Origin of the sequence: Streptomyces sp. NBC_00316, from assembly GCF_036158715.1 — a bacterium.
In the GTDB taxonomy this organism is placed as follows: Bacteria; Actinomycetota; Actinomycetes; order Streptomycetales; family Streptomycetaceae; genus Streptomyces.
The window spans coordinates 8,330,976-8,356,229 of record NZ_CP108023.1 but is presented as its reverse complement, the minus strand read 5'-3'; the positions used below and the strand labels follow the sequence as shown (position 1 = coordinate 8,356,229).

Below are 25,254 nucleotides of genomic sequence, written 5' to 3'. Positions count from 1 at the left end.
TGGTGAGACGGCGTCACGGGCAGCATCGACTGCGGGCGGGAGGGGAGGGAGATCACCTGTTCAAGAGGTTCAATCAGGCGGCAGGCCCTCCGCGCAGGTGACCAGTGGGACGGAGCGGAGGACCACGGGGCCTTCGGCGGCCAGCCGCTCTCAGCGGGCCGAGGTCCTCACGACGCCGGCCGGACGATGGTCGTCCACCGGCTCGAGGAGGTCCCCCGTCCCGCGCCGGGGACGCCGATGTCGACGTCCGTCACGCCGCGGACGCCTCTCGCGAGATCCGCTCGAACTGCGCGCCCATCGCCTCGGACAGCGCCTGCGCGGCGGAGAGCGGGCGGACCATCACGGTGAAGTCGTCGATCTTCCCGTCCTCGTCGAAGTGGAGGAAATCGCAACCCTGGATCTTCCGACCATTCACCGTCGCAGTGAACACGAGCGCATGGTTGCTGCCGTCCGGATCGGCGATCTCCCTGACGTACGCGAAGTCCTCGAAGACGCGCATCACACCGCGCAGGATCGCGGCGGTGATCGCCTTCCCGGGGTAGGGCCTGAAAGCGACGGGGCTGGTGAAGACGACGTTCTCGGCCAGGAGCGACTCGATGGCGTCGGCGTCGCGGGTCTCGACAGCCTTGCGGAAGGGATGCATGAACCGTCACTCCATTACTCAACAAGTTGACTAGGTGCATCGGAGACTACGATTCGCCGAGGCGGCTGTCCAGGGCCGCAGCGAATGCCGCACAGGCAACTCGTCGAGTACTCACGAGAGGGGCAAGGTGGGGAGATGGCTCTGCGCAACGCGGTGATGGCCGCCCTTCTGGATGGGGAGGCATCCGGATACGACCTGGCCAAGGGCTTCGACGCCTCGTTGGCCAACTTCTGGACGGCCACCCCCCAGCAGCTCTACAGGGAACTCGACCGCATGGAACGGGAGGGCCTCGTCACCGCCCGGGTGGTGCGACAGGAACGCCGCCCGGACAAGCGTGTCTTCTCGCTCACCGAATCGGGGCACGCAGCACTGCGTGTCTACACCGCCGAGCCGGACGGCCGGCCCACCGCGATCCGGGACGGACTCCTGGTCAAGGTTCAATGCGCAGACATGGGCGACATCACCGCCGTACACGCTCAGATCGCCGAGCGCGTGGAGTGGGCCCAGGCAAAGCTGGCACGCTACGAGCGACTGCGCGAACGGCTCCTGCAAGGGCGCGGCGAAGACGAATTCTTCTCCCAGGCGCACCGGGTGGGCCCCTACCTCACCCTCCTACGAGGCATCGCCTTCGAGGAGGAGAACATCCGCTGGGGCAAGACGGCGCAGCGCGTGCTCGAAGCACGCGCCAAGGCGTCGGCCATCTGAGGACGGCGGCGGAACCGGAGCCGTCCGGGAACCCCACTGCGCTCCACCGCTCAGGCGCGGCGGGCCGGGGGTGGGGATTTCCTGGGGGCGGCATGGGGTGCGGTCACCACGGCACGGAGGTCTTGTACGGAGCGGGACCGAGGCGGTCCTTGGCAATGAGGACGTCCACGTTGCACGGGGACGTGCGTTCCAGGAGGGCCAGCACGTCCGCGTGGTAAATGAGCTCGGCGGCGAGCCCCAGATCGGACAGCTGCAGCGCCCGAGAGGCGGGTTGCGGTCGCTTCAGCCCCACCGTCACCAGAACCGTGAGGTCGTCCGCGAGCCTCTTCAACCGTCGGCCGGCGTCCTCGGCCTGCTCCGGCTCGGACAGGCGAACTCCTTCCTCGGCGTGCAGTTGGCTGAAGCCGTCCACGACGACCAGGCCGACGGGCCGAGAGGTGTGGGCGAACGAGATCACGTCGTCCGTGATGCGCTGAGCAGTCGTCAGCGGGCGCCGTAGGTGCGACAGGCCCGGCGTCGGATCACCTGCCGGCAGGTGGGGCGCATAGACCAGGACGTTGGTGCCCTCGGCAGCGACGTGCCGTGCGAGAGCGAAGCCCATCGCCGCCTCCGCGCTGCCGTCGGGCATTCCGATGCCGATGAGCTGTCCGAGGCGAAAGTGCAGCAGCGGCTCGAGCTGGGGCCAGGGAGTGGAGAGGCAGGGAAACAGGTCCGCCCGTTCGTCATCGCCGTCTCCGACTGCTTCCATGACTGTCCTCACGCGAGAAGCACCGCCTCGGGGTCAGGGGCTTGGACTGCGTCACGGGCGTCAGCGCACGGCGTCGCCGTCGCCGGGCTGCTGCCAGCGCCGGCGCACCTGCTCTCGGCGCTTCTCCAGCTTGTCGCAGCGCCAGCACAGCCAGCCATGCGGCACGCTGGCCAGCGTCGCATTCGAGCAGTCGGGGGTCGCGCACGTGGTGCGCTTCCCCGGCCCGTCGTGGACGACGACGCCGCCTTCGGGCTTCGGCCGTTCGTATCCGTCCGGCTTCTCGGTGAGGATGAAGTCGCCGTGGCGCAGCGGGTTGAAGAGCACGAGCTCGTTCTTGACGTGGTCCGGCTGCGGCGACGCGTAGTGATCGTGGCAGCGCTGCACCCACCAGCGTCTGAGAACGTTGAAGTCCGGGATGGCCCAGGCCCACATCTGGCCGCCAGTGACCGAGAGGATCGACTGCCCCTGCCGACCGGGGACGTACGGAACGGCGACGACGTCCCAATGGCCTTCGCCAAGGTCGAAAACGCCGTTCTCGCAGCGCAGCCGGGTCTTCGAGTCGGTTGCGACGCATTGCAGTTGGTCGATCTCGCACGGCGCGATGCGGAGAGCTCCGTGGTAACTGATGACGTGCCGAGCCCCCTCGGTCTCATCGGGGTCCGGGCCGCTGACTTCCTCCTCGCTGGGCGACTCGGTGTACGGCACGAATTCGCCCTGCTCGATCAGCGTACGCATCCGGACGGCCAGGACGAGTACAACTTCCTGAAGCTCGCTCGGCAGGTCCGGATGGTCCGCGGCCGGGCATACCGACGGGTGCGGGATGCGGCAGTACCCGGTGTCGGTATCGGTACCGGGGTAGGCCACCCCTCTGTTGACGTGCCATCGCAGTGCGGCGGGGATGCGTCGGCTGGGGAACTCCGGGGTCAGGGGAATCGTCAGCGCGTCGTACCGGTCGAACCACTCGATGGGGGTACCGCAGTATTTGCACGTGCTCGAGCCTTTTCGGCGCAGCAGCTTGGTCTGGTTGGAGCGGTGCAGGTACATCGGCACTCCGGGTCCCCCATCCGATCCCCCGGGCCAGGCCGTGGCCAGTCGGCACAACAACTGTGCGCTCAGGTTAGCGAGTTGGGCGCCTGGTGAAGCTGCATACGCGAGGGACCGCCCATCCGTGTGACCACGGTGATCAGAACCGGATCCATGTTCCCGAATCCGGTCGTCATCGGTCGCGGGCGCAGCACACGCGCGGGACGGAAGAGGTCATCGGCAGGCCTCCGTCGGCGGTGGCCAACGGCTGACAGAAAGAGGCGCTCTGGGAGTATTTTTACTACTTTGCTAACTTGTTACCTGTATGGGTGGTGCGTCACTGATCGCGGTCGTAGCGTCGATACTGAAACGACCGCTGAGCGACGGCTGGGAGCGGACATGCAGAGACGCAAGCTGAAGGCAATGGTCCTGATCTGTGCCGCGACATCGCTCGCAGCAACAGTCGTCCCGGCGTCCGCCGCCACGGGGGCACGGTCACCCGCCGACGTGGTGGTCGTCGACTGCTTTTCGCATCCTCAGGTACGCACGAACCATTTCCTGATTGCCTGTGGGGACGGAAACAGCATTCTCACCGCACTGCGGTGGACAGAGTGGAAGCCGAAGTTCGCTGTCGGCAGCGGACTCAATGTGCTGAACGACTGCCGCCCCTACTGCGCCGCAGGCACGTTCCACTCCTACCCCGTGACGGTCAGGCTCGACCACCCGAAGCCGTGGCAGAAGCATCCTGGGCAACAGCACTACACCGAGCTCCATGTCGTCTTTACTCACCACAAGCCCCCGCACATGCCGAGAGAAGTGACATACGAGCTCTGGAACTGACGGTTGTCACACCGGGGCATCGGGCGGGCCGGGCGCCGCGCAAGGAGTTACGTCGGGGTGTCCGACCGTCGCTCCGCGTCACCGGCATCGAGCGCCTACGGGGCGACCCTGCGGAAGTCTGCAGCGGCGGTGTGCCTCTGCAGACCGCCCGCAGGGTCGCGTACGACGCGGAGCCCGGCTCCTCCACCGCAGGAACGGCTTCGGATGCGCGCGCACCGGGCCGCGGCACCGGCACGGCGCCCGCCGGAACCGGCAGCTGTCCGTCCCGACCTGAGCGGGGACACCGGCGGCACGTCCGTACCGTCACAGGGCCGGTGAAGTGCGGCCCCGCTCACCGGGCCCTCAGTCGGCCTCGGGCGCTTGGAGCAGGTCGCGGACCTCCTCGGCGCTGGTCTCCCGGAGTTCCTCTGAGAGGAGCAGCCAGCGGGTGATGCCGGCCGATTCGAGGAACGGCAGGTCATGGCTGGCGATCACCAGTGCCCCCTGGTAGGAGTCGAGCGCGCTCGTCAGCTGCCGCACGCTGGCCATGTCGAGGTTGTTGGTCGGCTCGTCGAGCATCAGCAGCTGCGGGGCAGGTGCAGCCAGCATGGTCGCTGCCAGGGCGGCCCGGAAGCGTTCTCCGCCCGAGAGCGTGCCTGCCGGTTGTTCGGCCCGCGCCCCCTTGAACAGGAACCGCGCAAGCTGGGAGCGGATGTGGTTGTCGGTGACGCCGGGAGCCAGGCGTTTCACGTTCGCTGCGACGCTCAGCTCCTCGTCGAGCACATCGAGCCGCTGCGGAAGGAACCGCAGAGGTACGAACGTCCTGACCTCGCCGGACAGCGGTGCGAGCTCCCCGGTGAGGGTGCGCAGCAGAGTGGTCTTCCCGGATCCGTTGCGCCCGACCAGGGCAATGCGTTCGGGTCCTTGCACATGGAGACTGCCTTCCCTCAGCTTGCCGAACCGCAGGCTCACCTCGTGCAGACCGAGGACAGTGCGGCCGGCGGGGACGGCGGTATGGGGAAGGCTCACCTTGATCTCGGCATCGTCGTGGATGGCGTCGGCGGCCTCCTCACGCCGTTCGCGCGCCTCATGGAGACGGTCCTCCTGCAAGCCGCGGAGCTTGTCCGCCGATTCCTGCGCGGACCGCTTGCGTTCACCGGCGACGATTCTCGGTGCCCGCCGCTCGGCGTCCATCTTCTTGCTGTGCCGCTGACGGCGCGCCACTTTGATCCGGGTCTCCTCCAGTTCACGCTTCTGTCGGCGTACGTCCGCCTCGGCCGCCCGCAGCATCCGCCCGGCCGCTTCCTGCTGCGTGGCCACAGCCTCCTCGTAGGCGGACCAGCCGCCCCCGTACCAGCTCACCGATCCGGACCGCAGGTCCGCAATGCGGTCCACACGCTCCAGCAGGTCACGGTCGTGACTGACGACGACCAGCACACCGGAGCGCCAGGAGTCGACGGCCTCATGGAGCCGGCGGCGCGCGAACAGGTCGAGGTTGTTGGTCGGTTCGTCGAGCAGCAGAACGTCGGGCCGCTCCAGCAGCAGCGCGGCCAGACGCAGCAGAACGGTCTCGCCACCGGACATCCGGCCCACGGTCCGGTCGAGTTCGACGTCTCCGAGTCCGAGTGAACCCAGTGTCGCCAGAGCCCGCTCTTCGACGTCCCAGTCGTCGCCGATCGTGTCGAAGTGCTCCTCGCTCACGTCTCCGGCCTCGATGGCGCGCAGGGCGGTACGCCGCCCGGCGATGCCCAGGGCCTGGTCGACGCGGAGTGTCGTGTCGAGGGTGATGTCCTGAGGAAGGTAGGCAAGGGTGCCCGCCACGGTCACCGACCCCTGGGAGGGGCGCAGCCGGCCCGCCATCAGGCGCAGCAGGGTGGACTTGCCCGTGCCATTGGCCCCGGCGAGGCCGGTGCGGCCACGGCCGATGTTGAGGGAGAGCCCGTCGAAGACGGTCGTGCCGTCAGGCCACTGGAAGGACAGGGCGGAGCAGGTCACGGAGGCGCTGGGCGCAGTGGGGTTGGTCATGATGAATCTCGCAGTCGCAAGCGCTGTGGGCAGGGGCTTCGTATGCGAGCACCACGCGGCGACCAACCGAGAACGAAAAAGGGGGTGCGGCATTCCGAGGAATGGAGGACGGCTCATGCACCGAGGTCGCATCCACGCGGGGTCACGGGCGGCAAGAAAGCCGGCTGCAGCGTGACAGGCGCACGACCGACGGGCCGTACCGCGTGATGATCGCGAACCTCAGATGCGCAACGTCCACCTCTATCAGAGACAACAGGACCCTCGAACTGTACCTCACCCGGTTGCGCCGGTGCCGGGAATTCTGGACTGCACTGCGAGCGTGTGCTCTCCGTCTTGCGGTTTCCGCACCCCGGCCCCGCACGAAGATCCGTAACCTGTCCCCGGACGGAGAGACCAAGGACTGGCGGTAGTCCCGAGCGGAGAAGGTGCCTGTGGCTGTGGTGAAGATGCACGCCGACGAGGTGGATACGGATGTGCTCCTCGTCAGCAGATTGGTTGCTGCGCAGTTTCCGGAGTGGGCGGGTCTTCCGGTTGAACCTGTCCTTCCGTGGGGAACGGACAACGCCGTCTACCGGCTCGGCAAGGATCTGGCGGTGCGGCTGCCTCGCATCGCCTCGGCCGTCGGGCAGGTGGAGAAGGAGCATCGCTGGCTGCCACGGCTCGCTCCGCACCTGCCGCTCTCCCTCCCCGTCCCGCTGGCCATGGGGCGGCCTGCCGAGGGCTATCCCTTCGAGTGGTCCGTCTACCGGTGGCTCGACGGCGAGCCCGCGACCATCGACCGCATCGCCGATCCGAACGAGGCGGCAGCCGACCTGGGCCGGTTCGTCACAGCCCTGCAGCGGATCGACCCCACGGACGGGCCGGTCGCCGGCCGTGGTGTGCCGCTGTCCACCCGGGACCGCCCCACCCGCGAGGCGATCGCCGCCCTGGGCGGAAGGATCGACGTCCGGGCGGTCACCACCGTGTGGGAAGCAGCACTCGACGCCCCGGCCTGGGACGGGCCTCCTGTCTGGATCCACGGTGACCTCACCGCCGGGAACCTCCTGGCCGGCAACGGCCGGCTGCGCGCCGTCATCGACTTCGGCGCGCTGGGTGTCGGCGATCCCGCCTGCGACCTGATCGTGGCGTGGAACCTCTTCTCCGGAGAGGCCCGCGACGCGTTCCGTGGCGCGCTCGCGATCGACGAACCGACCTGGCAGCGCGGGCGCGGCTGGGCGCTGTCCATCGCTCTCATAGCGTTGCCCTACTACCTGGAGACCAACCCGGTGATCGTGGAGGCTTCGTGGCGGGTCATCGATGAGGTTCTCGCAACGGCCTGAGCGGTGATTCCCGGCCTGCGAACGCACATGGCTATATCAGCCTCCGCGTTCAGGTCCCGCTCGGCGCGGTGCTGGACCTGACGTTGTCCGGCGTCCTTCGTGCCGCACCTGCGGTCGGGCAGCAGTACGGCGCGGCGGCCATGGGCCGCCGCGCCACAGGTGCGGTGCTTCGGGTCTTCAACGGTCAGCTCGCGCGGCAGGGGACCGTCGGTCAGATCGAGGAGCCATCGGTCCGGACGCCCCGGTTGCCGCCGTTGTTCATCAGCTCACCGTTATGTTGGAGTTCCCGCTGCTCTGATATCCCTCGGTCGCGAGGATCATGTAGTAGTTGAAGCTGCCCATGGGCATTCCATGACTGGCCCACGCGTTGAAGTGGTTGCCGGTGGTGATGGATCCGCCCGTCCTCTTCGACTGCCGGACGCTCCAGTACTGGTTGAACGTCTTGGTGCCTTCGACGGAAGGGGCGTTGGTGCGCGTCGTCTGGTAGATGTCGTACGTACCGCCGTCGCTGGTGACGGTGCCCTTGTACGTTCCCGTGGGCCGGTAAGTGCCCCAGTTGTCAACGATGTAGTACTCCACGAGCGGGTTTGCCGTCCACCCGTAGAGAGCCAGATATGCGTTGCCGGACGGATTGAAGCTGCCCGAGTAGTTGACGGTCCTGCGCCCGCCGTTGCTCCAGCCCTTACCGCAGACGAAATTTCCGACGTTGCTCCATGAGGTGCTGTAGTTCCCGCCGGATCCCAGGTTCATGGAGACCGATCCACCACCATCGGTCCAGAACGAGTAGTAGTAGCCGTTGTTGGTGCCGGTCTGGTTCGTGGTGATGGTCGTGGCGGCGTGGGCGGTGCCGGGCAGCATCAGCCCGGACGTGGCGGCCAGCGCCACAGCGCCGGCGCGGCCGACGAAGCCTCGGCGGCTCATCGGTTGGGCGGGGGCGTTGTCCATGTTCATGCTTCCTCCTCGTGAAGGCTGGCAGTGGGGGCCAGGCAGCGTGATCCGACCCGACCGACCTGTCGGTGACCGGGGTGACGCCGACCACGCGTCGGCGTCGTGCAACGCAGCAGGGGGTTGGCCGCTCGACATGCGGTCGACGACCGGAGGACCAGGCCGTGCGGGCGACCCGGATCGACAGTGGTGGGGGTCTGCCGACGCCGAAAGGTTGGTCCGACACCATCGGGATGTCAACAGTTTCGGCAAGGACTACGAAAGTCTCGTCCCGGACATACACTTCCCGAGAAGGCATCGGCACAGCTCAATGCCCCTTTCTTGCCCACCGAGTCGAAAAGTGGCCAGCTAATGGCTCAGATCGGAGATCAGGATTCGGGCGGCATTGTCGAAAGTTTCGGAGATTTGCCCGACCGAGATGCGGGGACGTGGCGGGGCACGGCCTGCCCGCGACCGGCCGCCGTGTCGGATGCTGACGGACTCTCATCGTTCGTTGATGCGGTGGGAGTTGGCGCACACATGCGACTGCACGAGGGCAGGCGAGAGGCGTCGGCGGGGACCGCCTCAGCCGATCGCGGGCTTCGTCAAGGGCCGACCACTTGAGGTGCGCGGCTCCCGGGACACGGGCAACAGTGCATGAAATCCCGTGCAGTTCAGAGAATCGGGCCGCGGGACGTCGACTGGCGCCCCGGTCGGCCGGACGGCTCGCCGGCCGACGTCGGCATCTTGGGCGGCTGGTCGGCCGCGGCGCGCCAAGCCGTCGACGCGGTCCCCCAGCCGCGCGGGCCGTGGCAGGATCGGCGCCATGAACGAGAGCCCCGACGAGGAGTCCTTGGCACGCGCCGTGCAGGACCTTTACGAAGAGCTGCTCCGTGCTTGGAACCGACGCGATGCCCACGCCTATGCAGCGCTGTTCGCCCCTGATGCCGCCATGATCGGGTTCGACGGAAGCCAGGTGCGCGGCTCGGAGGTGGAAGGCCATCTCGCGCCGATCTTTGCCGACCATCCGACCGCGGCATACGTGTGGAAGGTGCGGGAGGTACGGCCGCTGGGCGGCAGCGCGGCCATGCTGCGCGCCATCGCGGGGATGGTGCCGCCGGGCCGGGCGGAACCGAATCCGGCGGTGAACGCGGTGCAGACCCTGGTCGCCGAATACGGTTCCGGATCGTGGCGAGTGGCGCTGTTCCAGAACACTCCAGCGGCCTATCACCACCGCCCGGAACTCGTGGAGCAGCACACCGGCGAACTTCAGCAGGTGCTCCGCGAGGGACATGGCGGGCGTCAGAGCTGATCAAGGCTCTCCCGCCTGGCCGAATCGCCGCGTCCGGTACCTCGACCCGGTCGCGCCCGATCTGTGCGCAGCACGGCCCACCGCCGGCGATGATTCCGATCGCCGCTCGCCCGAGCGGGCCGGGGGGCGGGGTTCCTGAGGCGGGCAGGTGTCGTCGCGTTGACGATTGCAACGGTGTGGCGCACGCTCGATATGTAAGTGTGGGATGCATGTTGTTCGGCTGCCGTGAGGGTGCGCACGCGAAGATCCGCGGCAAGGCGTCGCGAGGTCGGGCCAGAAGCAGGAGGCGTCTATGTGCGGCATCACCGGCTGGATCTCCTTCGATCGCGATCTGCGGTCCGAGTCCGCCGTACTTGACCGGATGACCGCGACGATGGCCTGCCGGGGCCCCGACGACAGCGGCACGTTCTTCGACGGCCCGGCCGGCCTGGGGCACCGCAGGCTCGCCATCATCGACCTGCCGGGCGGCCGCCAGCCGATGACGGTCCACACCTCGCAGGGCGCCGTGGCCATGGTGTACTCCGGCGAGGCGTACAACTACCCCGAGCTCAGAGCCGAACTGGCCGGCCTCGGGCACCGGTTCACCACCGACTCCGACACCGAGGTCGTGCTGCACGGCTACCTCGAGTGGGAGGACGCCGTGGCCGAGCGGCTCAACGGGATGTACGCATTCGCCGTGTGGGACGCCCGCACCCAGAAACTGGTGATGATCCGTGATCGCATGGGCATCAAGCCCTTCTACTACGCCGCCACCGCGGACGGCGTGCTGTTCGGATCCGAGCCGAAGGCGATCCTCGCCAACCCCCTCGCCCGGCGTGCGGTCACCCTGGACGGACTGCGTGAGCTGTTCGCCTTCGTGAAGACACCGGGGCACGCCGTCTGGGACGGGATGCACGAGGTCGAACCCGGGACGGTCGTCACCGTCGACCGCGACGGGCTGCACCGGCGCACCTACTGGGCGCTGGAGACGCGGCCGCACACCGCCGACCTGGCCACCTCGATCGCCGGCGTGCGCACGCTCCTCGACGACATCGTGCGCCGCCAGCTGGTCTCCGACGTACCGCGCTGCACACTGCTGTCGGGCGGTCTGGATTCGTCCGCGATGACCGCCATCGCCGCCCGTGATCTCGCGGAAAACGGTGAAACGGTACGCAGCTTCGCCGTCGACTTCGTGGGGCAGACCGACAACTTCGTCGCGGACGAGCTGCGCGCCACGCCCGACACGCCGTATGTGCACGATGTGGCCCGGGCGGCCGGTACCGAGCACCTCGACATCGTTCTGGACTCCCAGGCCCTCGCCGATCCCGACGTACGGGCACGGGTGATCCGGGCCCGTGACCTGCCGATGGGCCTGGGCGACATGGACGCGTCGTTGTACCTGCTGTTCAAGGCGATTCGTGAGCATTCCACGGTGGCCCTGTCCGGCGAGTCCGCCGACGAGGTGTTCGGCGGCTACCTCCAGTTCTTCGACGAGGAGGCCCGCGCCGCCGATACCTTCCCGTGGCTCGTGAAGTTGGCGGAGCACTTCGGGAACGACGCCGACATGCTGCGCAGCGACCTGACGGACGCGCTCGACCTGCCCGGGTACGTCCGCGACAGCTACGCGGTCGCCACCGCCGGGATCCGCCGCCTGGACGGCGAGTCCGACTTCGAGTACCGGATGCGGCGCATCTGCCATCTGCACCTGACCCGCTTCGTACGGGTGCTCCTGGACCGGAAGGACAGGATGAGCATGGCCGTCGGCCTGGAGGTTCGCGTGCCGTACTGCGACCACCGGCTCGTCGAGTACGTGTACAACACGCCCTGGTCGATGAAGTCGTTCGACGGCCGCGAGAAGAGCCTGCTACGGGAGGCCACCCGCGACGTACTCCCCCAGTCGGTGTACGACCGGGCGAAGAGCCCGTATCCGTCGACACAGGATCCGCAGTACGCCGTCGCCCTGCAGGAACACGCCAAGGACCTGCTGGCGCAGCCCTCTCACCGGGTCTTCGAACTCGTGGACCGGGACCGCCTGAAGCGGGTCGCGCACCGTGAACTCCCTCAGATCACACATGCATCGCGACGTGGACTGGAGCGCACCCTGGATCTGGCCGTCTGGCTCGATCTGTACGATCCCGGGCTGCTGCTGGACTGACGCGGCGGGCCGCTGTCCGGTGCCCCGGTACAGTCGAAGAGCGTGAGGCGGCCGCCGCCTGCGATCCGCGCCCTGCGACGCGAAAGGCCCTTCCTGGAGCAGCGGCTCACTTGCTCGGCAGAACCTCGAAGCGCAGGCGGGACTTCGGAGCCGGGACCGTCGGCGGGTGCTCTTCGACGCGGTGCACGGCTCCGCCGGACACCGCAACGGCCACTGCAGGCCACAGGCGAGCCGCAGGTGCGTTGTGGTGGAGATAGGAGAGCGTCCAGGTTCCCGGATGCTGTTGGAAGAGCAGGCGAGCGGCATCTCGGGCCACGCCTCGGCGGCGGTGCCGCCGCACGACGAAGAACTCGCTGACATTCCACGCACCATCGTCGCCCTCGACATCACAGCGCGCCAGGGCGAATCCGGCCGGTCGAGCGCCGATGCGGATCAGGTACGCCTCGCGGTCCGAGCTGGTGAAGTAGGAATCCAGCCAGGGATAGTCGAAGGTCCCGTGCGGCGACAGGTCCCTGGCATCCAGCTCGGAGAAATCATGCAGGTACAACTGCATGAGATTCGCCAGCACGAGCTTGTCCTCAGCAGAGACGGCAATCAGTTCGACATCCATGAGCCCACCGTGCCGGTTCGCATCCCCTGACCTCTACCGAATTTCGGTCCCCGCCAGCCGTCCCCGCGCAGGTGCCGGTGCGCGACGCGGGCGGCCTCTCCCCCAACCGGCTCCGGCAGGCGGGACACGACACCGGCTCTGGAGTCAACCCCCGAAGGGCTTACGGAGCCGACCACTAAGCTTCCGCCGTGAACGACACCACACATGGCATACGGATCAGACCGGGCAACCTGGCCGACGCGCCGGCCGTGCTGGACATGCTCGACTCCGCGGTGGCCTGGATGAACGATCGCGGCAACACCGAGCAGTGGGGCACGACACCGTACTCGAAGAAGCCCGGCGGGGTGGCGAGGGTCGAAGGGTACTTGACCGAGAACGCTCCACACATCGCGGAGTTGGGCGGCACACCTGTCGGAGCCCTGGTGATGGACTCCGGACCCAGTCCTCAGATGCCGATCGCCCCGGCCGAGGAACACGAGCGGTACGTTCGGCTGCTGGTCTCCGACCGACGGTACGCCGGTCGGGGAATAGGGGCGGCGCTGCTGGCCCATGCCGTCGAAGAGACCCGGCGGGCCGGCGTGGAGCTGCTGCGGGTCGACTGCTGGGCGGGCGGCGGGGGCGAACTGGTCGCGTTCTACGAGCGCAACGGTTTCACTCCCACCGAGCGTTTTCTGTCCGGCGCCTGGCCGGGACAGGTGTTGGCGCTTCGGGTCGGTTGACGGCGCAGACAGTGCGCTCAGGGGCAGGCTCGTCCGGTGGGTCCGGGAGCGGGTGTCCGCCGGTCGATCCTGGCGCGACCCCTGCCGGCGGGTGGTGGTGCCCGCCGTTCAGCAGGGCGGTGCCGCAGGCACCCAGGCGCAACCTCCCTCGACAGGGCGTGGAGTGAGTCTGTCGCGGTCCTGGACAGCCGGTTCCGTACGCCTGAAGGATGTGGCACGATGCCGCGATGATCTCCGGCTCGCCCATACCAGTGGTCGTTCCCGCAGGCCGGATGGCCCGCAACGCCCAGCCAGTACTCAGCCTGCCCTGCGGCCTCGAGCTGCGTCCCTGGCGCCTCGACGAAGCCGGCGTGCTGGTGTCCGCCGGCCAGGATCCGGCCATTCACCAGTGGAACCTGCTGCGGGTGGAGACCCTCGACGACGCACGCATGCGGATCGAGCGCATGCACGAGCGCTGGCAGGCCGAGCTCGGCGCAGTCTGGGCCATCGCGCCACCGGGCGGCGCCCCCGTTGGGCTCACCGGGTTGAGCGACATCGATCTCAAGGGCGGCAGCGCCGAAATCGGCTATTGGATCCTGCCCCCGGCACGCGGCGGCGGTGTCGTGGTCGAGGCCACGAGGCGCGTGAGCCGGTGGGCGCTGAGCGACCTCGGCCTGCATCGTCTGCGCCTGTGCCACTCGGTGGCCAACCCGGCGTCCTGCCGTGTGGCGGACAAGGCCGGATACTCCCTCGAAGGCACCATGCGCAGCGCGCTGCTGCACGCGGACGGATGGCACGACCAGCATCTGCACGCTCTCGTTCAGGGAGACATCTGACGGTGTGAGAGCGGTCGGGCCGCCGCGGGAAGGGGTACGGGCACTCGCGCTTTCCGGTACTCGCCCGGCACCGACCCGTGATCGTTTCCGGCCACGGCACTACGGCTGAAGGACCGTACTGCCGAGCCATACGCTGATGAGATGTGCCGCCGTGTCGGCGACGGATCGGTTGCTCGTGTCGATGACAGCTGTGCCGGCCGGGGCCGCGCGCACCGGTGTCGCGGTCTCCTCGGCTGCCGCCTCGTTCGCGACGTGCCCCAGCGCCAGATCGTGACCGTCGGCGGCCAGTCGGAGGCATGTCGCGGCCCTGATACCCCGGCTTCCCCCGGTGACGATGGTGACCGGACGTGACATGTACTACTTCCTGTGGTGTCCGATGCGAGTGCGGCGCCGTCGCACGCCGTACCCCAGTACCGGAATTCCGCCCGGACCGGGCCGCACCTCGTGTCACCCCTTGGGGGCGAAATCCGGTGGAGGTGCGGCCGGGCGCGGTGCTGAGATGGGCGGATGCAACAGGACTCGACGGATGACGTGGACCGGGGGCAGTACGAGGGTGCGGTGACGCCCTGGGAGCAGCCGGCGTGGCGGGAGGCCGCGCTCGTCTGGGCCGAACAGGGGCTGGCCGCCCACGGCTTGCGCGCGACGGGCCGGCGGAAGGTGCGGGTGCGGCCGTGGTCGGTGCTGGTGCGGTTGTCCGTCCAGGGTCACGGCCCTGTGTGGTTCAAGGCCAATCCGCCCGCCAGTTCCTTCGAGGCGGCGCTCGGGGAGGCCCTGGCCGGCTGGGTGCCGGAACACGTGCTGCAGCCGCTCGCTGTCGACGCCGACCGGGGCTGGTCACTCCTGCCGGACGGCGGCACGGTGTTCAGGGACGTACTGCACAACGGCCCGTCCGACCCCCGCGCCTGGGAGGAGCCGTTGCGCCAGTACGCCGTCATGCAACGTGAGTTGATCCCGTACGCGGAGAAGCTCGACATGCTCGGCGTGCCCAGTGCGCGTACGGCCGCGCTGCCCGCCGCCTTCGACCGGCTCGTCGACACGAACACCGCTCTCGAACCTGCCGAACGTGCGGCGTTGCGTGCCCTGCGGCCGCGGTTCGTGGAGTGGTGCACGGAGCTCTCGGACTCCGGCATCCGTGACTCACTCGACCATTCCGATCTGCACGAGGGACAGCTCTTCGCACGGGAGGCGGGCCGTTTCACGTTCTTCGACTGGGGCGACTCGACCGTCGCGCACCCCTTCACCAGTCTGCTGGTCACAGCCCGGACGGCGCGTGCCCGGTACGGGCCCGAGGTGCTCCCCCACTTGCGGGACGCCTATCTGGAGCCGTGGACGGGAGAGGGGCATTCGGCGGTGGAGCTGCGGAGCGCGGTGAGCCTGGCCTGCCGGCTCGGGGCGATCGGACGTGCGTGTTCCTGGGGCCGGCGCTTTCCCGGGGTGTACGGGGACCCCGGTGAGGTGGGTGCGGTGGGCGACGCCGACATGGCCCGATGGCTGTGTGAACTCCTCGCCGAGCCAATGCTCCAGTGAGGGCGGGGTGGTTCGTGGCCGAGGGCGAGATCGTGCTGAGCGGCCGGCCGGGACTTCGCCGGACGCGCGGTCTCGGGGACGACGGGGACGTGGCCCCCGCCGCCCGGCTTGGAGGCGCGAGCCCTACGGGCACGCGCCACGCCATCGCCGGCCGGGACCGGCGTGTGTCAGGCCGTTCGGCCTGCCCGTACGACGGTAGCGTCGCCCTCACTCTTCCTGTTTGCCGGTAGCCGGGGGTTTCTGCCTGTGCAGCAATCGTTCTTCGCGTTCCTGCTCTGTCGTCTGCTGGGCGACCGGCGGTGGCGCACGTTTCACGCCCGGGCCGCTCTGTCGGTGTCCTTGGCCACCGTCGCGGTGCTGCTGACCGGAGCAGCGCTGGTCGTTCCTGCCGAGGAGGACGCGCCCGGGGCGAACATCACCTCGTTCCCCAAGGCCATCTGGTGGTCCATCGAGACCGCGACGACGGTCGGGTACGGGGATCTGTACCCCGTGACCGCCTGGGGGCGGGTCATCGCCTCGGTGATGATGCTGGCCGGGATCACCACGTTCGGCATGGTCACCGCATCCATGGCGACGTGGTTCGTCAGCAAGGCGGAGCAGGATGCGGAGCATCTGGGCAGGGCCGTGCGCCGCCGCGCCCGGCAGGGCGAGGAGGCGTTCGACGCGGAACTGCATGCGCTGCACGAACGGTTCGACCGCGTCGAGCGGCTGCTCGAGAGGCACGGTGGCGAACGATGAACGCGAGGGGGAGGAACGGGCGACGCTGCGGCGCCTCAGGCCCCCGTCTCCCCGTCCAGGCGTTCGCGCACGAGGTCCGCGTGGCCGATGTGACGCGCGTACTCCCCGATCATGTGGACAAGTACCAGGCGCAGTGAGTAGACCTCGCCACCGTGGATGAAGGTGTCGTCGAACGACGCACCGGCCACGACGGCGTCCGCGAGGCGGCACTCCTCGACCAGGCGCGCATGGTCGTCGGCCGCGCGAGCCGGGTCCAGGTCCTCGAAGTCGGCATCCTTGCCCTTCGCCGGGTCGTACATCGGCTCGAACTTCTGTCCGGCGAATCGCTCCCGGAACCAGGTGCGTTCGACCTTCGCCATGTGGCGGAGCAGCCCGAGGAGGGTGAGGTTGGACGGCGGTACCGTCTGTTCGGCGAGCTGTTCGCCGGTGAGGCCGGCGCACTTCTGCAGCAACGTACTGCGGAACCAGGCGAGATATCCCGTGAGCATCTCCCGCTCGTCGGCGACGAGGGAGCCGGGGGTGCGGGTGGCTTCAGGAGCTGTCCATGTCATCGCATGATCATGCCTGTTGTTCATTGGAGTGCGCCAGGCGTTTCACCAGTTGTCGGCACTGTCCGAGGACCAGTCGGTCGTGGTGGAGGTGGTGATGTCGGCGGCCACTCCCAGGATCAGGAAGAGGACCAGCAGGGCCTTCCCCGCACCGCTCATGACAAGCGGCCGGGTGGCGGAACGTGTCTGGTGCTCCGGTACGGACAGGGCCTCGTCGCCGAAGAATCCCTTGGGGTACGCCGGCGTGAGCATCATGAAGTAGGCGTAGAACCGCATGTGGTAGCGGAGCGTGGCAGCCGTGGCCTCGAAGAGGGGTTCGGGCATCCGCCCGAGGATCAGTGTGATCAGCCACCAGACGAAGGACAGCGCCCACCACCCTGTCGAGGCGAGGCCCTGCACGACGGCCGCCGGAATCATCAGGATCAGCCGGAAGAAGACGGCGAGCCGGTTGAGCGCGGTCGGCCGTACCTCGATCAGGACCGGGTAGTCCGATGGCGGGGTCAGGGCGAACGGCGGATAGCGGTCGATCAGCATCATCATGCTCGCGTTCACCCGCACGTGGTAGCCCAGGTACCCGGCGAGGAAGCGGAAGACCGGTTCGGGCAGCCGCCCCATGACCAGTGCGGCGAACCAGCCGGCGATGGCGGTGAAGAAGGCTGCGATATGGAGGAAGAACAGCACGACGAAGTGGGGGATCAGCAGGAGGAGCCGCAGCAGGACGGTGAGCCGCCGCTGTCTCGGCGGTTCGATCAGGTCCAGGACGGGCAGCCACTCACCCATGTCCGCTCCCCTGGGGCCTGTCCACTGGGCGCCGGCCATCTCGCTCCTCCTCGGCAGGTGACGCGTACGCCATCGGCACATACGACCGTCACCCCACGCTGGCGCCGCGCGGACCGGCCCGCAATCGGCCGCGGGCCGATCGGGTCGTCGTGCCCGCGTCCGGGCCGCGCCCGACCGGGCTGAACGCGCCCCCGCTGCGATTCGGGCCCGTCCGGATGGGGGCGGGACGCACGGTCCTCGCCACCCGTGCCCCGGCCGTCCCCGCGGGCATGACGATCCGGCGTCGCCGTCGCACCCGAACGGCCGGATTCCGTACCCCCGCCCGTCATCCAACTCTCCTATCGTGCTTGTCGTTTGACGCGTGCGCATCAACGATGAGGGGGAGGCTCCGTGAAATACATGAACCGCACGGGACGCGGATGGCGTCGAGGGCTGACGGCCGGGGCAGCCGGTCTGCTCGCCGTGGGTCTGACCGCGGGAACCGCCCGCTCGGCCGGCACGGATGAGTCCGCCTACTCCGCGACCACCGGCGTCGGTGTGCACAATGCCTACGAGAAGGCCACGTACCCCTACTTCGCCGATGCACTCGACTCCGGTGCGGCGCTCCTCGAACTCGACGTGTGGACCAATGTCTTCGGCAGTTCCTGGCGGGTCTCGCACAGCAACCCGATCGGCAACGACAACAACTGCGTGAACGCGTCGACCGCCGGCGAACTGCGCACCAAGTCACGCAACCAGAATCTGGCGGGTTGCCTCGCGGACATCAGGACCTGGCACGACGCGCATCCGGGGCACCGGCCGGTGGTGCTGAAGCTCGAGCTCAAGGACGGTTTCCAGGCCAACAACGGCCGGGGCCCCGCGCAGTTGGACACGCTGCTGTCCGAGAAGCTCGGCGGTGCGCTGTTCCGCCCCGCGGATCTGGCCGGTGGGCACGCCACACTCGACGAAGCGGTGCGGGCCGACGGCTGGCCCGCCCGCTCCGCGCTGGCCGGGCGCTTCATCGTGGAACTGATCCCCGGCACCGTCGAGGAGGGCAATCCGGTCGACTCGTTGTGGACCGACCGGGAGTACGCCGGCCATCTGCGCGACCTCGCGGCGGCCGGGCGGCTGGGCGACGCGGCCGCCTTCCCCGCGGTCCACCGGGCCGAGGCCGGTGACCCACGGGGGCGATACACCGATGCGGGCATCCGGCCCTGGTTCGTGGTCTTCGACGGCGACGCCTCCGCGTACGCCGGAGAGTCCATCGACACGGGGTGGTACGCCCGGAACCAGTACCTCGTCGTCATGACGGACGCGCACAACGTGGCGCCCGCCATCGACGGCACCAATCCGACGCAGACTCAGGCACTCGACCGTCTCACCCTGTTGGCGGGACGGAACGCGAGCATCATCACCGCGGACTGGCATGCGTTGACTCAGGTGCTCGCGACGGTCGTACCGCGCGCGACGGGCTGACCCTTCGAAACCCTAAGGGCTGTCCCGTCAGGGGACGACGGCACAGCCCTTAGGGTGGCGGACGTGTCCACTCCCACCGTGCCCACCGGCCGGCTCAGCGCGGACTCCGCGCACGATCCGTGCAGCGAATGGGCGCTGATACTTCTCTCCGCCGCGTCCGGTGCTGCGGACGCGTTCGCCTTCCTCTGCGTCGGCCAGGTCTTCGCCGGGGTGATGACCGGCAATCTGGTGCTGCTGGGTGGTTCCGCCGCCGGTGTCGGGGAGCACGGAGTGGCGTCTCGCGTGGTCACCGCGCTCGCCGCGTACAGCTGCGGGGTCGCGCTCGGTGCGTGGATGGGCGAGCGGTTGCGGTGGCGACTGCCGGTGCAACTGCTCGTCGAGGTGGTGCTGCTCGCGACCGGCGCCGCGCTGTGGGGTCTGGACCTGATCCCGTCCGACGGCAACCGGCTGGGTCTGCTGGCGGTCATCGCCCTGGCCATAGGAATTCAGGGCCGGATCTGCGCGACGCCGACCAACTACTTCACCGGCACACTGACCGCGTTCGTCGGGCGGGTCGCACTGCGGTCGCTGCGAAACAAGGACGGCTGGGTGGCCGGGCGGCTGATTGCCGTCGCGGCCGGTGCGACGGCGACGGCGCTGACGCTACGGCTCCGGCCCGACGCCGCTGCCGTGGTCGCAGCGGTCCTTGTGGCGGGTGCCCTGCTCATCGAGGTGATGCCCGACCGCCCGTCCCGACGGGGGTGAGGGACGGGCGGTCAGGAGGATGCCCCGGCCGGATCGGGGGAATCCAACCGGGGCGGTCTCACTGCGTGGGCGCTGAGCGCGTCATCCACACATAGGTGAACCGTAAACCATCGGGCTCTGTTCCCTCGAATCCGTACGGTCCACTGTGATGTGTCGCACGGAGCTTCAACGCCCGGCGGGCGACGTGGTGCCGTAACGGCGCCGGAACCGTTCCACCCGCCCGGCCGTGTCCAGCACCCGGTTGGTGCCGGTGTAGAACGGGTGACTCGCCGACGAGGTCTCGACATCGATGACCGGGTAGCTGTTGCCGTCCTCCCACTCCACGCGCTGATCCGCGTCAGCGGTCGACCGGGTCAGGAAGGCGACCCCCGCGGCACGGTCTCGGAAGACCACCGGACGGGAGACGGGGTGGATTCGGGGCTTCATGTGCGTTCCTTCCTCGTGGTGGGGAGGCGCGCCCGCCATGGGTGCGGGCTGCCCGTTCCGGCAGGTCAGCGTTCCTCGCGGAAGAGGACGTGCTGACCGGCGGCCGGGTCGAACTTGCGCAGGACCAGCCGGTCGGGGTTGTTGCGGCGACTCTTGCGCGTCACGTATGCCGATCCGGTTCCGGCAGTCGAACGCAGAGTGACGACAGGGCGGGCTTCACTGCGTGCCATGGGCATCTCCGTGGCTTTCCGGCGACCCCGTACCCGTTATGGGAATGGGTGTCGTTTTCGTTCTGGTCCTGTAACACGAGGCGGTCCGACCGCATTCCCGTCCCGGACACGAGCGCGGAGCGACCGGAATCAAGGACGGAGTCGCACTCCGAGGAGCGCGTCGCGGGCGTGAGGAGCACCCGGCGCCGCACGGGCGCCCCTACCGCACAGCCGCGGCGATGCGCCGGTCGATGGACCCGGCAGCAAGGTTCCGACGCCTGCACACCGGCCCGGATGCACGGGCCCGCGCAGAAACACCCCGCACGGGCGCGCGGAAGGTCGCGCACGCCGGGTGACTTGCATCAACAGCCGTGGCAAGCAAGGCTGTTCGAGGGGACGACACCTCGAGCAGCCGGTGGCATATGCCAGAAGCAACACCGTATCGAGTGTTGCCAAACCACTTACAGGCTTGCGCAGCCTGTGCAACAGTCGTCTTCGGTCCACCTTTCAGACCTGGTTGTACCGCGCCTGTATCGGAGTACGACATGCCGTCCCATCTGTCCGCGGACCGCCCCGCCCCACAGCCGCCCGAGCGCGATGCCGTCGACGTGTTGATCAACCGGACCCGTCGGCTGCGCGGAGATGTGGAGGCAGTGCGGCGGGACGCCGTGCTGGTCGACGAGGACGATCCCCAGCTGCGCTGGCAGCGTGCGCTCTGCGAGCTGGCCGTCCATCACCTCGACAACCTCGGCACGCATCTGGGACAGCTGAGGGAAGGCCTGCCGCCCAGGACTGCGGAGCAGGCCCGGGAAGGCACGGAAGGACCGCAGCAGGACCTCGCCCCCGAGAACTCCGGCGAGCCGCGGAGCGGTTCGCTGCTGAGCCGGGTGGGCAGCGCCGAGTGGGATCTGCTGACCGACGAGGTCACCTGGTCCGAGGAGCTGTTTCAGATCTTCGGACGGCCCCTGGAGGCAGGTCCGTTGTCCCTGGACGAGCTTCCGTCCGTGCTGCTTCCCGAGGATCAGCCGTTGCTCACCTCGCTGGTGACGGACTGTCTTGTCGACGGCAAACCGATAGACGGCGAGTTCCGCATCCTGCGGACCGACGGCCGGACGCGCACCCTACACATGATGGGTGAGCCCGTTCTCGACGCCGACGGCTGCACCGCCTCGATGTGGGCGGTGCTGCGGGACGTCAGTGAACTGCGGCGCAGCCAGCGCGTGGTGCGCCGGACCAGTGACTCGTTCCGGCGTCAGCAGCACATGGCACAGACCGAGCACCGCATGGCGGTCGAGCTGCAGGAGGCCGTGCTTCCCCCGTGGCGCGGCTCGCTGCGACTCCCTCGGCGGGGACCCGGCGCGCTGGACGTCGCTGCCCACTATCTGCCGTCGCAGTCCAGCGATCTGATCGGCGGCGACTGGTACGACGCGCTGGAACTGCCCGACGGCAGGACGCTCCTCTCGGTCGGAGACCTGACCGGCCACGGCATCCCTGCCACCTCGGCCATGGCGATGCTGCTGGGAGCGTTGCGCGGGATGGCCGTGGCCGGTATCGAGCCGGGCGCCCTGATGGGCCACCTCAACCAGTTACTCGAATCGTCGGTGCAGCCCGCCCTCGGCAGTGCGGTGTGCTGCCGTTTCGACCCCTCGACCGGCACGCTCGCATGGGCGCAGGCCGGCCACCCCGCCCCCCTGCTGTTCCGCGACGGAGCGGGACGCCCCCTGCCACCACCGGACGGAGTGCTGCTCGGCGCCGCGTCCGCGGTCACGTACGAGCAGGACGCCGTGCACCTGCTCCCCGGCGACGTGCTGGTACTGCACACCGACGGGCTGACCCGTCGCAGCGACCGGGGTGCGGGCCCGGACCCACTGCTGGCGCTGGCACCCCGCTTCGCCGGGGCGCGCACGGCACAGGACTGCGTACGGACGGTCGTCGAGGAGTTCGGTGACACCGAGCGCCTGGACGACGCATGCGTGCTGATCGCCCGTGTCGGGGTGTGAGCCCGGGGCGGAACGAGGCGGCACGCGGGCACAGCGCAGCACAGCGCTGAACAGCCCAGGAACACCGGTGGAGACCGCCCGCTGCTCATGCAGTGGTCGTGTCGGTGAACAGCCGGACGATGGATGTCGGCGCCCCGTCGTCGCGGCGCCAAGGAATCAGATCTCCGAGCTCCTCGGCCGCCTGATGACCTGGCTCTGCGGCATGGCGAGATTGATCTCCTCGCGCAGGTCCTCGATCTTCGCATATCCGGCGAACTGACCTGTCAGCCGGTACATTTCACGCAACCGGTCCCAGGTGCGGTGCGAGGAGGTCTCCCCCATCGTCACCAGGGCGAGCCGTGCGTAACGGTCGGCCTGTTCCGGGTCGTCGGCGATGAAGCAGGCCGAGGCGAGTGAGATGTAGTCGAAGATCTTGGAGCGCTGACGCCCGTTGGCGCGCAGTTCCAGAGCCTGCTTGGCGTGGCGCTGGGCGATGACGGCCGCCGACGGTTCGTGCTCGGCGAGCGTTCGGAAGGCCAGGGCCTGCATGCCGTGCAGATCCGCCTCGTCGAACAGCTGCATCCAGCTGGGTGGCGGCACATCGCTCTTGTCGGACACGAAGAGCTCTTCGGCCTTGCCGAGGGTGCGGCGCATGGCCTGGCCACGGCCCATGGACGCCTGCGCCCAGGCCTCGATGGTGTGCAGCATCGCCTGGGTGCGGGGCAGCACCATGTCCCCGGAACCGGACTTGGCGAGCTTCATCAGGTCCAGCGCGTCGTCGGGACGGCCCAGATGGACCATCTGACGGGCCGCCCTGGAGAGCGCCTCGCCGGCGCGAGGCCGGTCGCCGCCCTCACGCGCCGCATGGGCTGCGATGACGAAGTACTTCTGGGCGGTGGGTTCCAGGCCGATGTCGTGGGACATCCATCCCGCGAGTACGGCGAGGTTGGCGGCGACGCCCCAGAGGCGGCGCTGCAGATGGTCGGGGTGGCGGTAGGCGAGCATGCCGCCCACCTCGTTGAGCTGGCCCACGACTGCCTTGCGCTGGAGGCCGCCGCCCCGGGAGGCGTCCCAGGCGCGGAACACCTCGACGGACCGTTCGAGCGCCTCGATCTCCTCCGACCCGATGGGGGCGGCCTCGTACCGGTCGAAGCCGGCCGGGTCCGAATGGAGGGGATCGTCGATCCGTGGAGCGTCGGCCGCCAGCACAGGGTCGGAGTGCAGCCAGTCGTGCATGGGGCCGGTGATGGTAGATCCTGCGGCGAGCGCGGCGCCCGCGCTCACCAAGCCGCGTCGGTTGAGCATGAGGTCCATTCCCGTGAATTCGGTGAGGACCGCTGCCGTCCGTTCGGGCGCCCACGGCAGTCCGTCGGGATTGTGTTCCTTCCCGACTTCCTGCCGATTCCCCACACGCCCGCGCCGGCCGAACCCGAGGTCCTCGATGGTCACGACACGACCGAGCCGCTCGGTGAACAGGGCTGCCAGCACTTCGGGCACGGGATCGCGGGGGGACTCCCCCATGTCGATCCAGCGCCTCACGCGCGAGGTGTCGGTGGCCAGTTGCGGATGGCCCATGGCCGCCGCCTGCCTGTTCACCATTCTCGCGAGTTCGCCCTTGGACCATCCGGCAAGGCCGAACAGATCCGACAGGCGGGTGTTGGGTTCTCCGGTCACGTCAAGCCCCCAGGTTCTCGGCTGTGTTGACAGTAACCCCCTGTCAGATGCCTTGCGACTATTCGCCAGGGTTCGCCAGGGTCCGCCAGATGGTCTGCCACCCGCGCGACGGTGTCAGGTAGGAAAGCGCCACCCCGCCCGGCAGCCCTAGGTACTCCCCAGGGTGCCGAACGGCCGCCGGCCGGGGCGGCGCACGCAACTTGTCGGCGCACGAAGGGATCTGTCTCGCCCATGTACACAGCATCGTCCTCCGTGTCCGCCCCGCCCCGGCCGCTGCGTCCCATGGGGGCGGGCGCCGGACCGTATCTCGCCCCGCACGCCGCCCCGTCGGCGCCCGGCACGGTCCGGTCCCGGCGGCCGGTGGGGCTGGGTACCCCACCGCTCAGCGGGCGACTGGACCTTTCCGGCCCGCAGGGTGCACAGCTGAGAATGGTGATCGCCTCGGTCCACCGGATCTGCCCGGAGTTCAATCCGGTCCAGGTGCTGCGCCGCAGCGGGCGTTCGGTGCTGCTCGTCGGCTCGACCGGACGCACGACAGCGGTCGCGAAGTGTTTACTGGACCACTCCCCCGTGTGGTCCGAGCGGTTCCGTCATGAGATAGCGGCATACCGGACGTTCGTCCGGCACCGTCCGCCGGTGCGGGTGCCACGGCTCATCGCGGCGGATCCGGAGAACTGCACGCTCGTCATCGAGCGGATGCCCGGCCGGGTGGCGTCGCTGACGAGACACCCGTCGGAGGCTCCGCCCCGGGCCGATCTGCGGGCGGCACTCGGCGCGATCAGCCGGATCAACGCCTGGCGGCCGGCCGCCGGACTGTTCGACGCCCCGCTGGACTACGCCTCGCGCATCGCCCGCTATCACGAGCTGGGGCTCTTCACCGACCGTGATCTCGGCGATCTGCAGAAGCTGCTCCACGGCCTGGCGCACGCGGGTGGCCGGCAGGGCATGGGGCAGTTCTGTCACGGTGACGCCCTGCTCTCCAACATCCTGCTCTCGCCGACGGGTCCGGTGCTGGTCGACTGGGAGCACGCCGGCTGGTACCTCCCGGGGTACGACCTGGCGACGCTGTGGACGGTGCTGGGGGACGCGCCGGTGGCGCGGCGCCAGATCAGCCAGCTCGCGCAGGCCTCGGGTACCGCGGCACGGGACGCGTTTCTGGTGAACCTGATGCTCGTACTGACGCGGGAGATCCGTACGTACGAGACGGCTGTGCAGCGGGCGATGCGGGAGACCGCACCTGCGGGCGGCGTTCAGGACCGTCCGGGTGTGCTGTCGTCGGGCGAGGAACAGCGGCTGTTGCTGCGCCGCCTGCACGACGACTGCTCCATGGCCCGGCGGGCCGTGCGTGCTGCGGTCGGCACTCGCTGACGCGGCTCCG

At 69.0% G+C, this 25,254-nt stretch carries 25 protein-coding genes; 13 read left to right on the top strand and 12 right to left on the bottom strand.

The window, feature by feature from the left end; genetic code table 11:
* Positions 1–250 precede the first annotated feature (250 nt).
* Positions 251–643 (bottom strand): nuclear transport factor 2 family protein, encoded by a 393-nt coding sequence (locus OG878_RS37355; RefSeq protein ID WP_328890879.1) that lies wholly within the window; start codon positions 641–643, stop codon positions 251–253.
* Between the two features lie 135 nt (positions 644–778).
* Here OG878_RS37355 and OG878_RS37350 point away from each other — a divergent pair, with 135 nt between their 5' ends.
* Entirely contained in the window at positions 779–1,348 is a 570-nt protein-coding gene (locus OG878_RS37350; RefSeq protein WP_328890878.1) for a PadR family transcriptional regulator, read from the top strand.
* Between the two features lie 103 nt (positions 1,349–1,451).
* Here OG878_RS37350 and OG878_RS37345 read toward each other — a convergent pair whose 3' ends face one another.
* Positions 1,452–2,096 (bottom strand): hypothetical protein, encoded by a 645-nt coding sequence (locus OG878_RS37345; RefSeq protein WP_328890877.1) that lies wholly within the window; start codon positions 2,094–2,096, stop codon positions 1,452–1,454.
* Between the two features lie 60 nt (positions 2,097–2,156).
* A complete protein-coding gene (locus OG878_RS37340) occupies positions 2,157–3,140 on the bottom strand; it encodes a DUF6083 domain-containing protein (RefSeq protein ID WP_328890876.1) in 984 nt (327 codons plus the stop codon).
* A 378-nt stretch (positions 3,141–3,518) separates the two neighbouring features.
* On the opposite strand from OG878_RS37340, the gene OG878_RS37335 reads away from it, so the two are divergent.
* Entirely contained in the window at positions 3,519–3,959 is a 441-nt protein-coding gene (locus OG878_RS37335; protein WP_328890875.1) for a hypothetical protein, read from the top strand.
* Positions 3,960–4,301: 342 nt separating this feature from the next.
* Here the strand turns inward: OG878_RS37335 and OG878_RS37330 are convergent, their stop codons facing one another.
* Positions 4,302–5,963 carry an ABC-F family ATP-binding cassette domain-containing protein gene (locus OG878_RS37330; RefSeq protein ID WP_328890874.1) on the bottom strand — a complete coding sequence of 554 codons (1,662 nt, stop codon included), beginning with the start codon at positions 5,961–5,963 and terminating at the stop codon, positions 4,302–4,304.
* A 446-nt stretch (positions 5,964–6,409) separates the two neighbouring features.
* Here OG878_RS37330 and OG878_RS37325 point away from each other — a divergent pair, with 446 nt between their 5' ends.
* On the top strand, positions 6,410–7,282 hold the full coding sequence (locus OG878_RS37325) for an aminoglycoside phosphotransferase family protein (protein WP_328891511.1): 873 nt from the start codon (positions 6,410–6,412) through the stop codon (positions 7,280–7,282).
* 261 nt (positions 7,283–7,543) lie between these two features.
* Here the strand turns inward: OG878_RS37325 and OG878_RS37320 are convergent, their stop codons facing one another.
* A complete protein-coding gene (locus OG878_RS37320) occupies positions 7,544–8,227 on the bottom strand; it encodes a glycoside hydrolase family 11 protein (protein ID WP_328891510.1) in 684 nt (227 codons plus the stop codon).
* Positions 8,228–9,032: 805 nt separating this feature from the next.
* Between OG878_RS37320 and OG878_RS37315 the strand changes: the two genes are divergently transcribed.
* Positions 9,033–9,518, top strand: a complete 486-nt coding sequence (locus tag OG878_RS37315) for an SgcJ/EcaC family oxidoreductase (protein WP_328890873.1) — start codon at positions 9,033–9,035, stop codon at positions 9,516–9,518.
* A gap of 292 nt (positions 9,519–9,810) precedes the next feature.
* Entirely contained in the window at positions 9,811–11,652 is a 1,842-nt protein-coding gene (asnB, locus tag OG878_RS37310; RefSeq protein ID WP_328890872.1) for an asparagine synthase (glutamine-hydrolyzing), read from the top strand.
* Between the two features lie 106 nt (positions 11,653–11,758).
* Here the strand turns inward: asnB and OG878_RS37305 are convergent, their stop codons facing one another.
* Entirely contained in the window at positions 11,759–12,262 is a 504-nt protein-coding gene (locus tag OG878_RS37305) for a GNAT family N-acetyltransferase (RefSeq protein ID WP_328890871.1), read from the bottom strand.
* Between the two features lie 188 nt (positions 12,263–12,450).
* On the opposite strand from OG878_RS37305, the gene OG878_RS37300 reads away from it, so the two are divergent.
* Together OG878_RS37300 and OG878_RS37295 are read left to right on the top strand one after the other, a co-directional pair.
* Positions 12,451–12,981: a GNAT family N-acetyltransferase gene (locus OG878_RS37300; protein WP_328890870.1), complete on the top strand. Its 531-nt coding sequence runs from the start codon at positions 12,451–12,453 to the stop codon at positions 12,979–12,981.
* 227 nt (positions 12,982–13,208) lie between these two features.
* Positions 13,209–13,796 carry a GNAT family N-acetyltransferase gene (locus tag OG878_RS37295; RefSeq protein ID WP_328890869.1) on the top strand — a complete coding sequence of 196 codons (588 nt, stop codon included), beginning with the start codon at positions 13,209–13,211 and terminating at the stop codon, positions 13,794–13,796.
* Between the two features lie 99 nt (positions 13,797–13,895).
* On the opposite strand, the gene OG878_RS42435 is transcribed toward OG878_RS37295, so the two are convergent.
* Complete coding sequence (locus tag OG878_RS42435) at positions 13,896–14,150, bottom strand: hypothetical protein (RefSeq protein WP_443049214.1); 255 nt, start codon at positions 14,148–14,150, stop codon at positions 13,896–13,898.
* Positions 14,151–14,303: 153 nt separating this feature from the next.
* On the opposite strand from OG878_RS42435, the gene OG878_RS37285 reads away from it, so the two are divergent.
* Complete coding sequence (locus OG878_RS37285; RefSeq protein WP_328890868.1) at positions 14,304–15,323, top strand: aminoglycoside phosphotransferase family protein; 1,020 nt, start codon at positions 14,304–14,306, stop codon at positions 15,321–15,323.
* Between the two features lie 246 nt (positions 15,324–15,569).
* Positions 15,570–16,061 carry a potassium channel family protein gene (locus tag OG878_RS37280; RefSeq protein ID WP_328890867.1) on the top strand — a complete coding sequence of 164 codons (492 nt, stop codon included), beginning with the start codon at positions 15,570–15,572 and terminating at the stop codon, positions 16,059–16,061.
* A gap of 35 nt (positions 16,062–16,096) precedes the next feature.
* On the opposite strand, the gene OG878_RS37275 is transcribed toward OG878_RS37280, so the two are convergent.
* Positions 16,097–16,612: a DinB family protein gene (locus OG878_RS37275; protein WP_328890866.1), complete on the bottom strand. Its 516-nt coding sequence runs from the start codon at positions 16,610–16,612 to the stop codon at positions 16,097–16,099.
* A gap of 42 nt (positions 16,613–16,654) precedes the next feature.
* Positions 16,655–17,428: a DUF4389 domain-containing protein gene (locus tag OG878_RS37270; RefSeq protein ID WP_328890865.1), complete on the bottom strand. Its 774-nt coding sequence runs from the start codon at positions 17,426–17,428 to the stop codon at positions 16,655–16,657.
* A 360-nt stretch (positions 17,429–17,788) separates the two neighbouring features.
* Here OG878_RS37270 and OG878_RS37265 point away from each other — a divergent pair, with 360 nt between their 5' ends.
* Together OG878_RS37265 and OG878_RS37260 are read left to right on the top strand one after the other, a co-directional pair.
* Positions 17,789–18,844 carry a phosphatidylinositol-specific phospholipase C domain-containing protein gene (locus OG878_RS37265; RefSeq protein WP_328891509.1) on the top strand — a complete coding sequence of 352 codons (1,056 nt, stop codon included), beginning with the start codon at positions 17,789–17,791 and terminating at the stop codon, positions 18,842–18,844.
* A 63-nt stretch (positions 18,845–18,907) separates the two neighbouring features.
* A complete protein-coding gene (locus OG878_RS37260; protein ID WP_328890864.1) occupies positions 18,908–19,588 on the top strand; it encodes a YoaK family protein in 681 nt (226 codons plus the stop codon).
* A gap of 165 nt (positions 19,589–19,753) precedes the next feature.
* Here OG878_RS37260 and OG878_RS37255 read toward each other — a convergent pair whose 3' ends face one another.
* Together OG878_RS37255 and rpmG are read right to left on the bottom strand one after the other, a co-directional pair.
* Positions 19,754–20,014 (bottom strand): type B 50S ribosomal protein L31, encoded by a 261-nt coding sequence (locus OG878_RS37255; protein ID WP_328890863.1) that lies wholly within the window; start codon positions 20,012–20,014, stop codon positions 19,754–19,756.
* A 65-nt stretch (positions 20,015–20,079) separates the two neighbouring features.
* Positions 20,080–20,244, bottom strand: a complete 165-nt coding sequence (gene rpmG, locus OG878_RS37250; RefSeq protein WP_328890862.1) for a 50S ribosomal protein L33 — start codon at positions 20,242–20,244, stop codon at positions 20,080–20,082.
* A gap of 524 nt (positions 20,245–20,768) precedes the next feature.
* On the opposite strand from rpmG, the gene OG878_RS37245 reads away from it, so the two are divergent.
* Positions 20,769–22,223 (top strand): PP2C family protein-serine/threonine phosphatase, encoded by a 1,455-nt coding sequence (locus tag OG878_RS37245; protein WP_328890861.1) that lies wholly within the window; start codon positions 20,769–20,771, stop codon positions 22,221–22,223.
* A gap of 156 nt (positions 22,224–22,379) precedes the next feature.
* Here OG878_RS37245 and OG878_RS37240 read toward each other — a convergent pair whose 3' ends face one another.
* A complete protein-coding gene (locus OG878_RS37240; protein ID WP_328890860.1) occupies positions 22,380–23,876 on the bottom strand; it encodes a DNA-binding protein NsdB in 1,497 nt (498 codons plus the stop codon).
* A gap of 231 nt (positions 23,877–24,107) precedes the next feature.
* Between OG878_RS37240 and OG878_RS37235 the strand changes: the two genes are divergently transcribed.
* Complete coding sequence (locus OG878_RS37235; RefSeq protein WP_328890859.1) at positions 24,108–25,244, top strand: aminoglycoside phosphotransferase family protein; 1,137 nt, start codon at positions 24,108–24,110, stop codon at positions 25,242–25,244.
* The last annotated feature ends 10 nt before the right edge of the window (positions 25,245–25,254 follow it).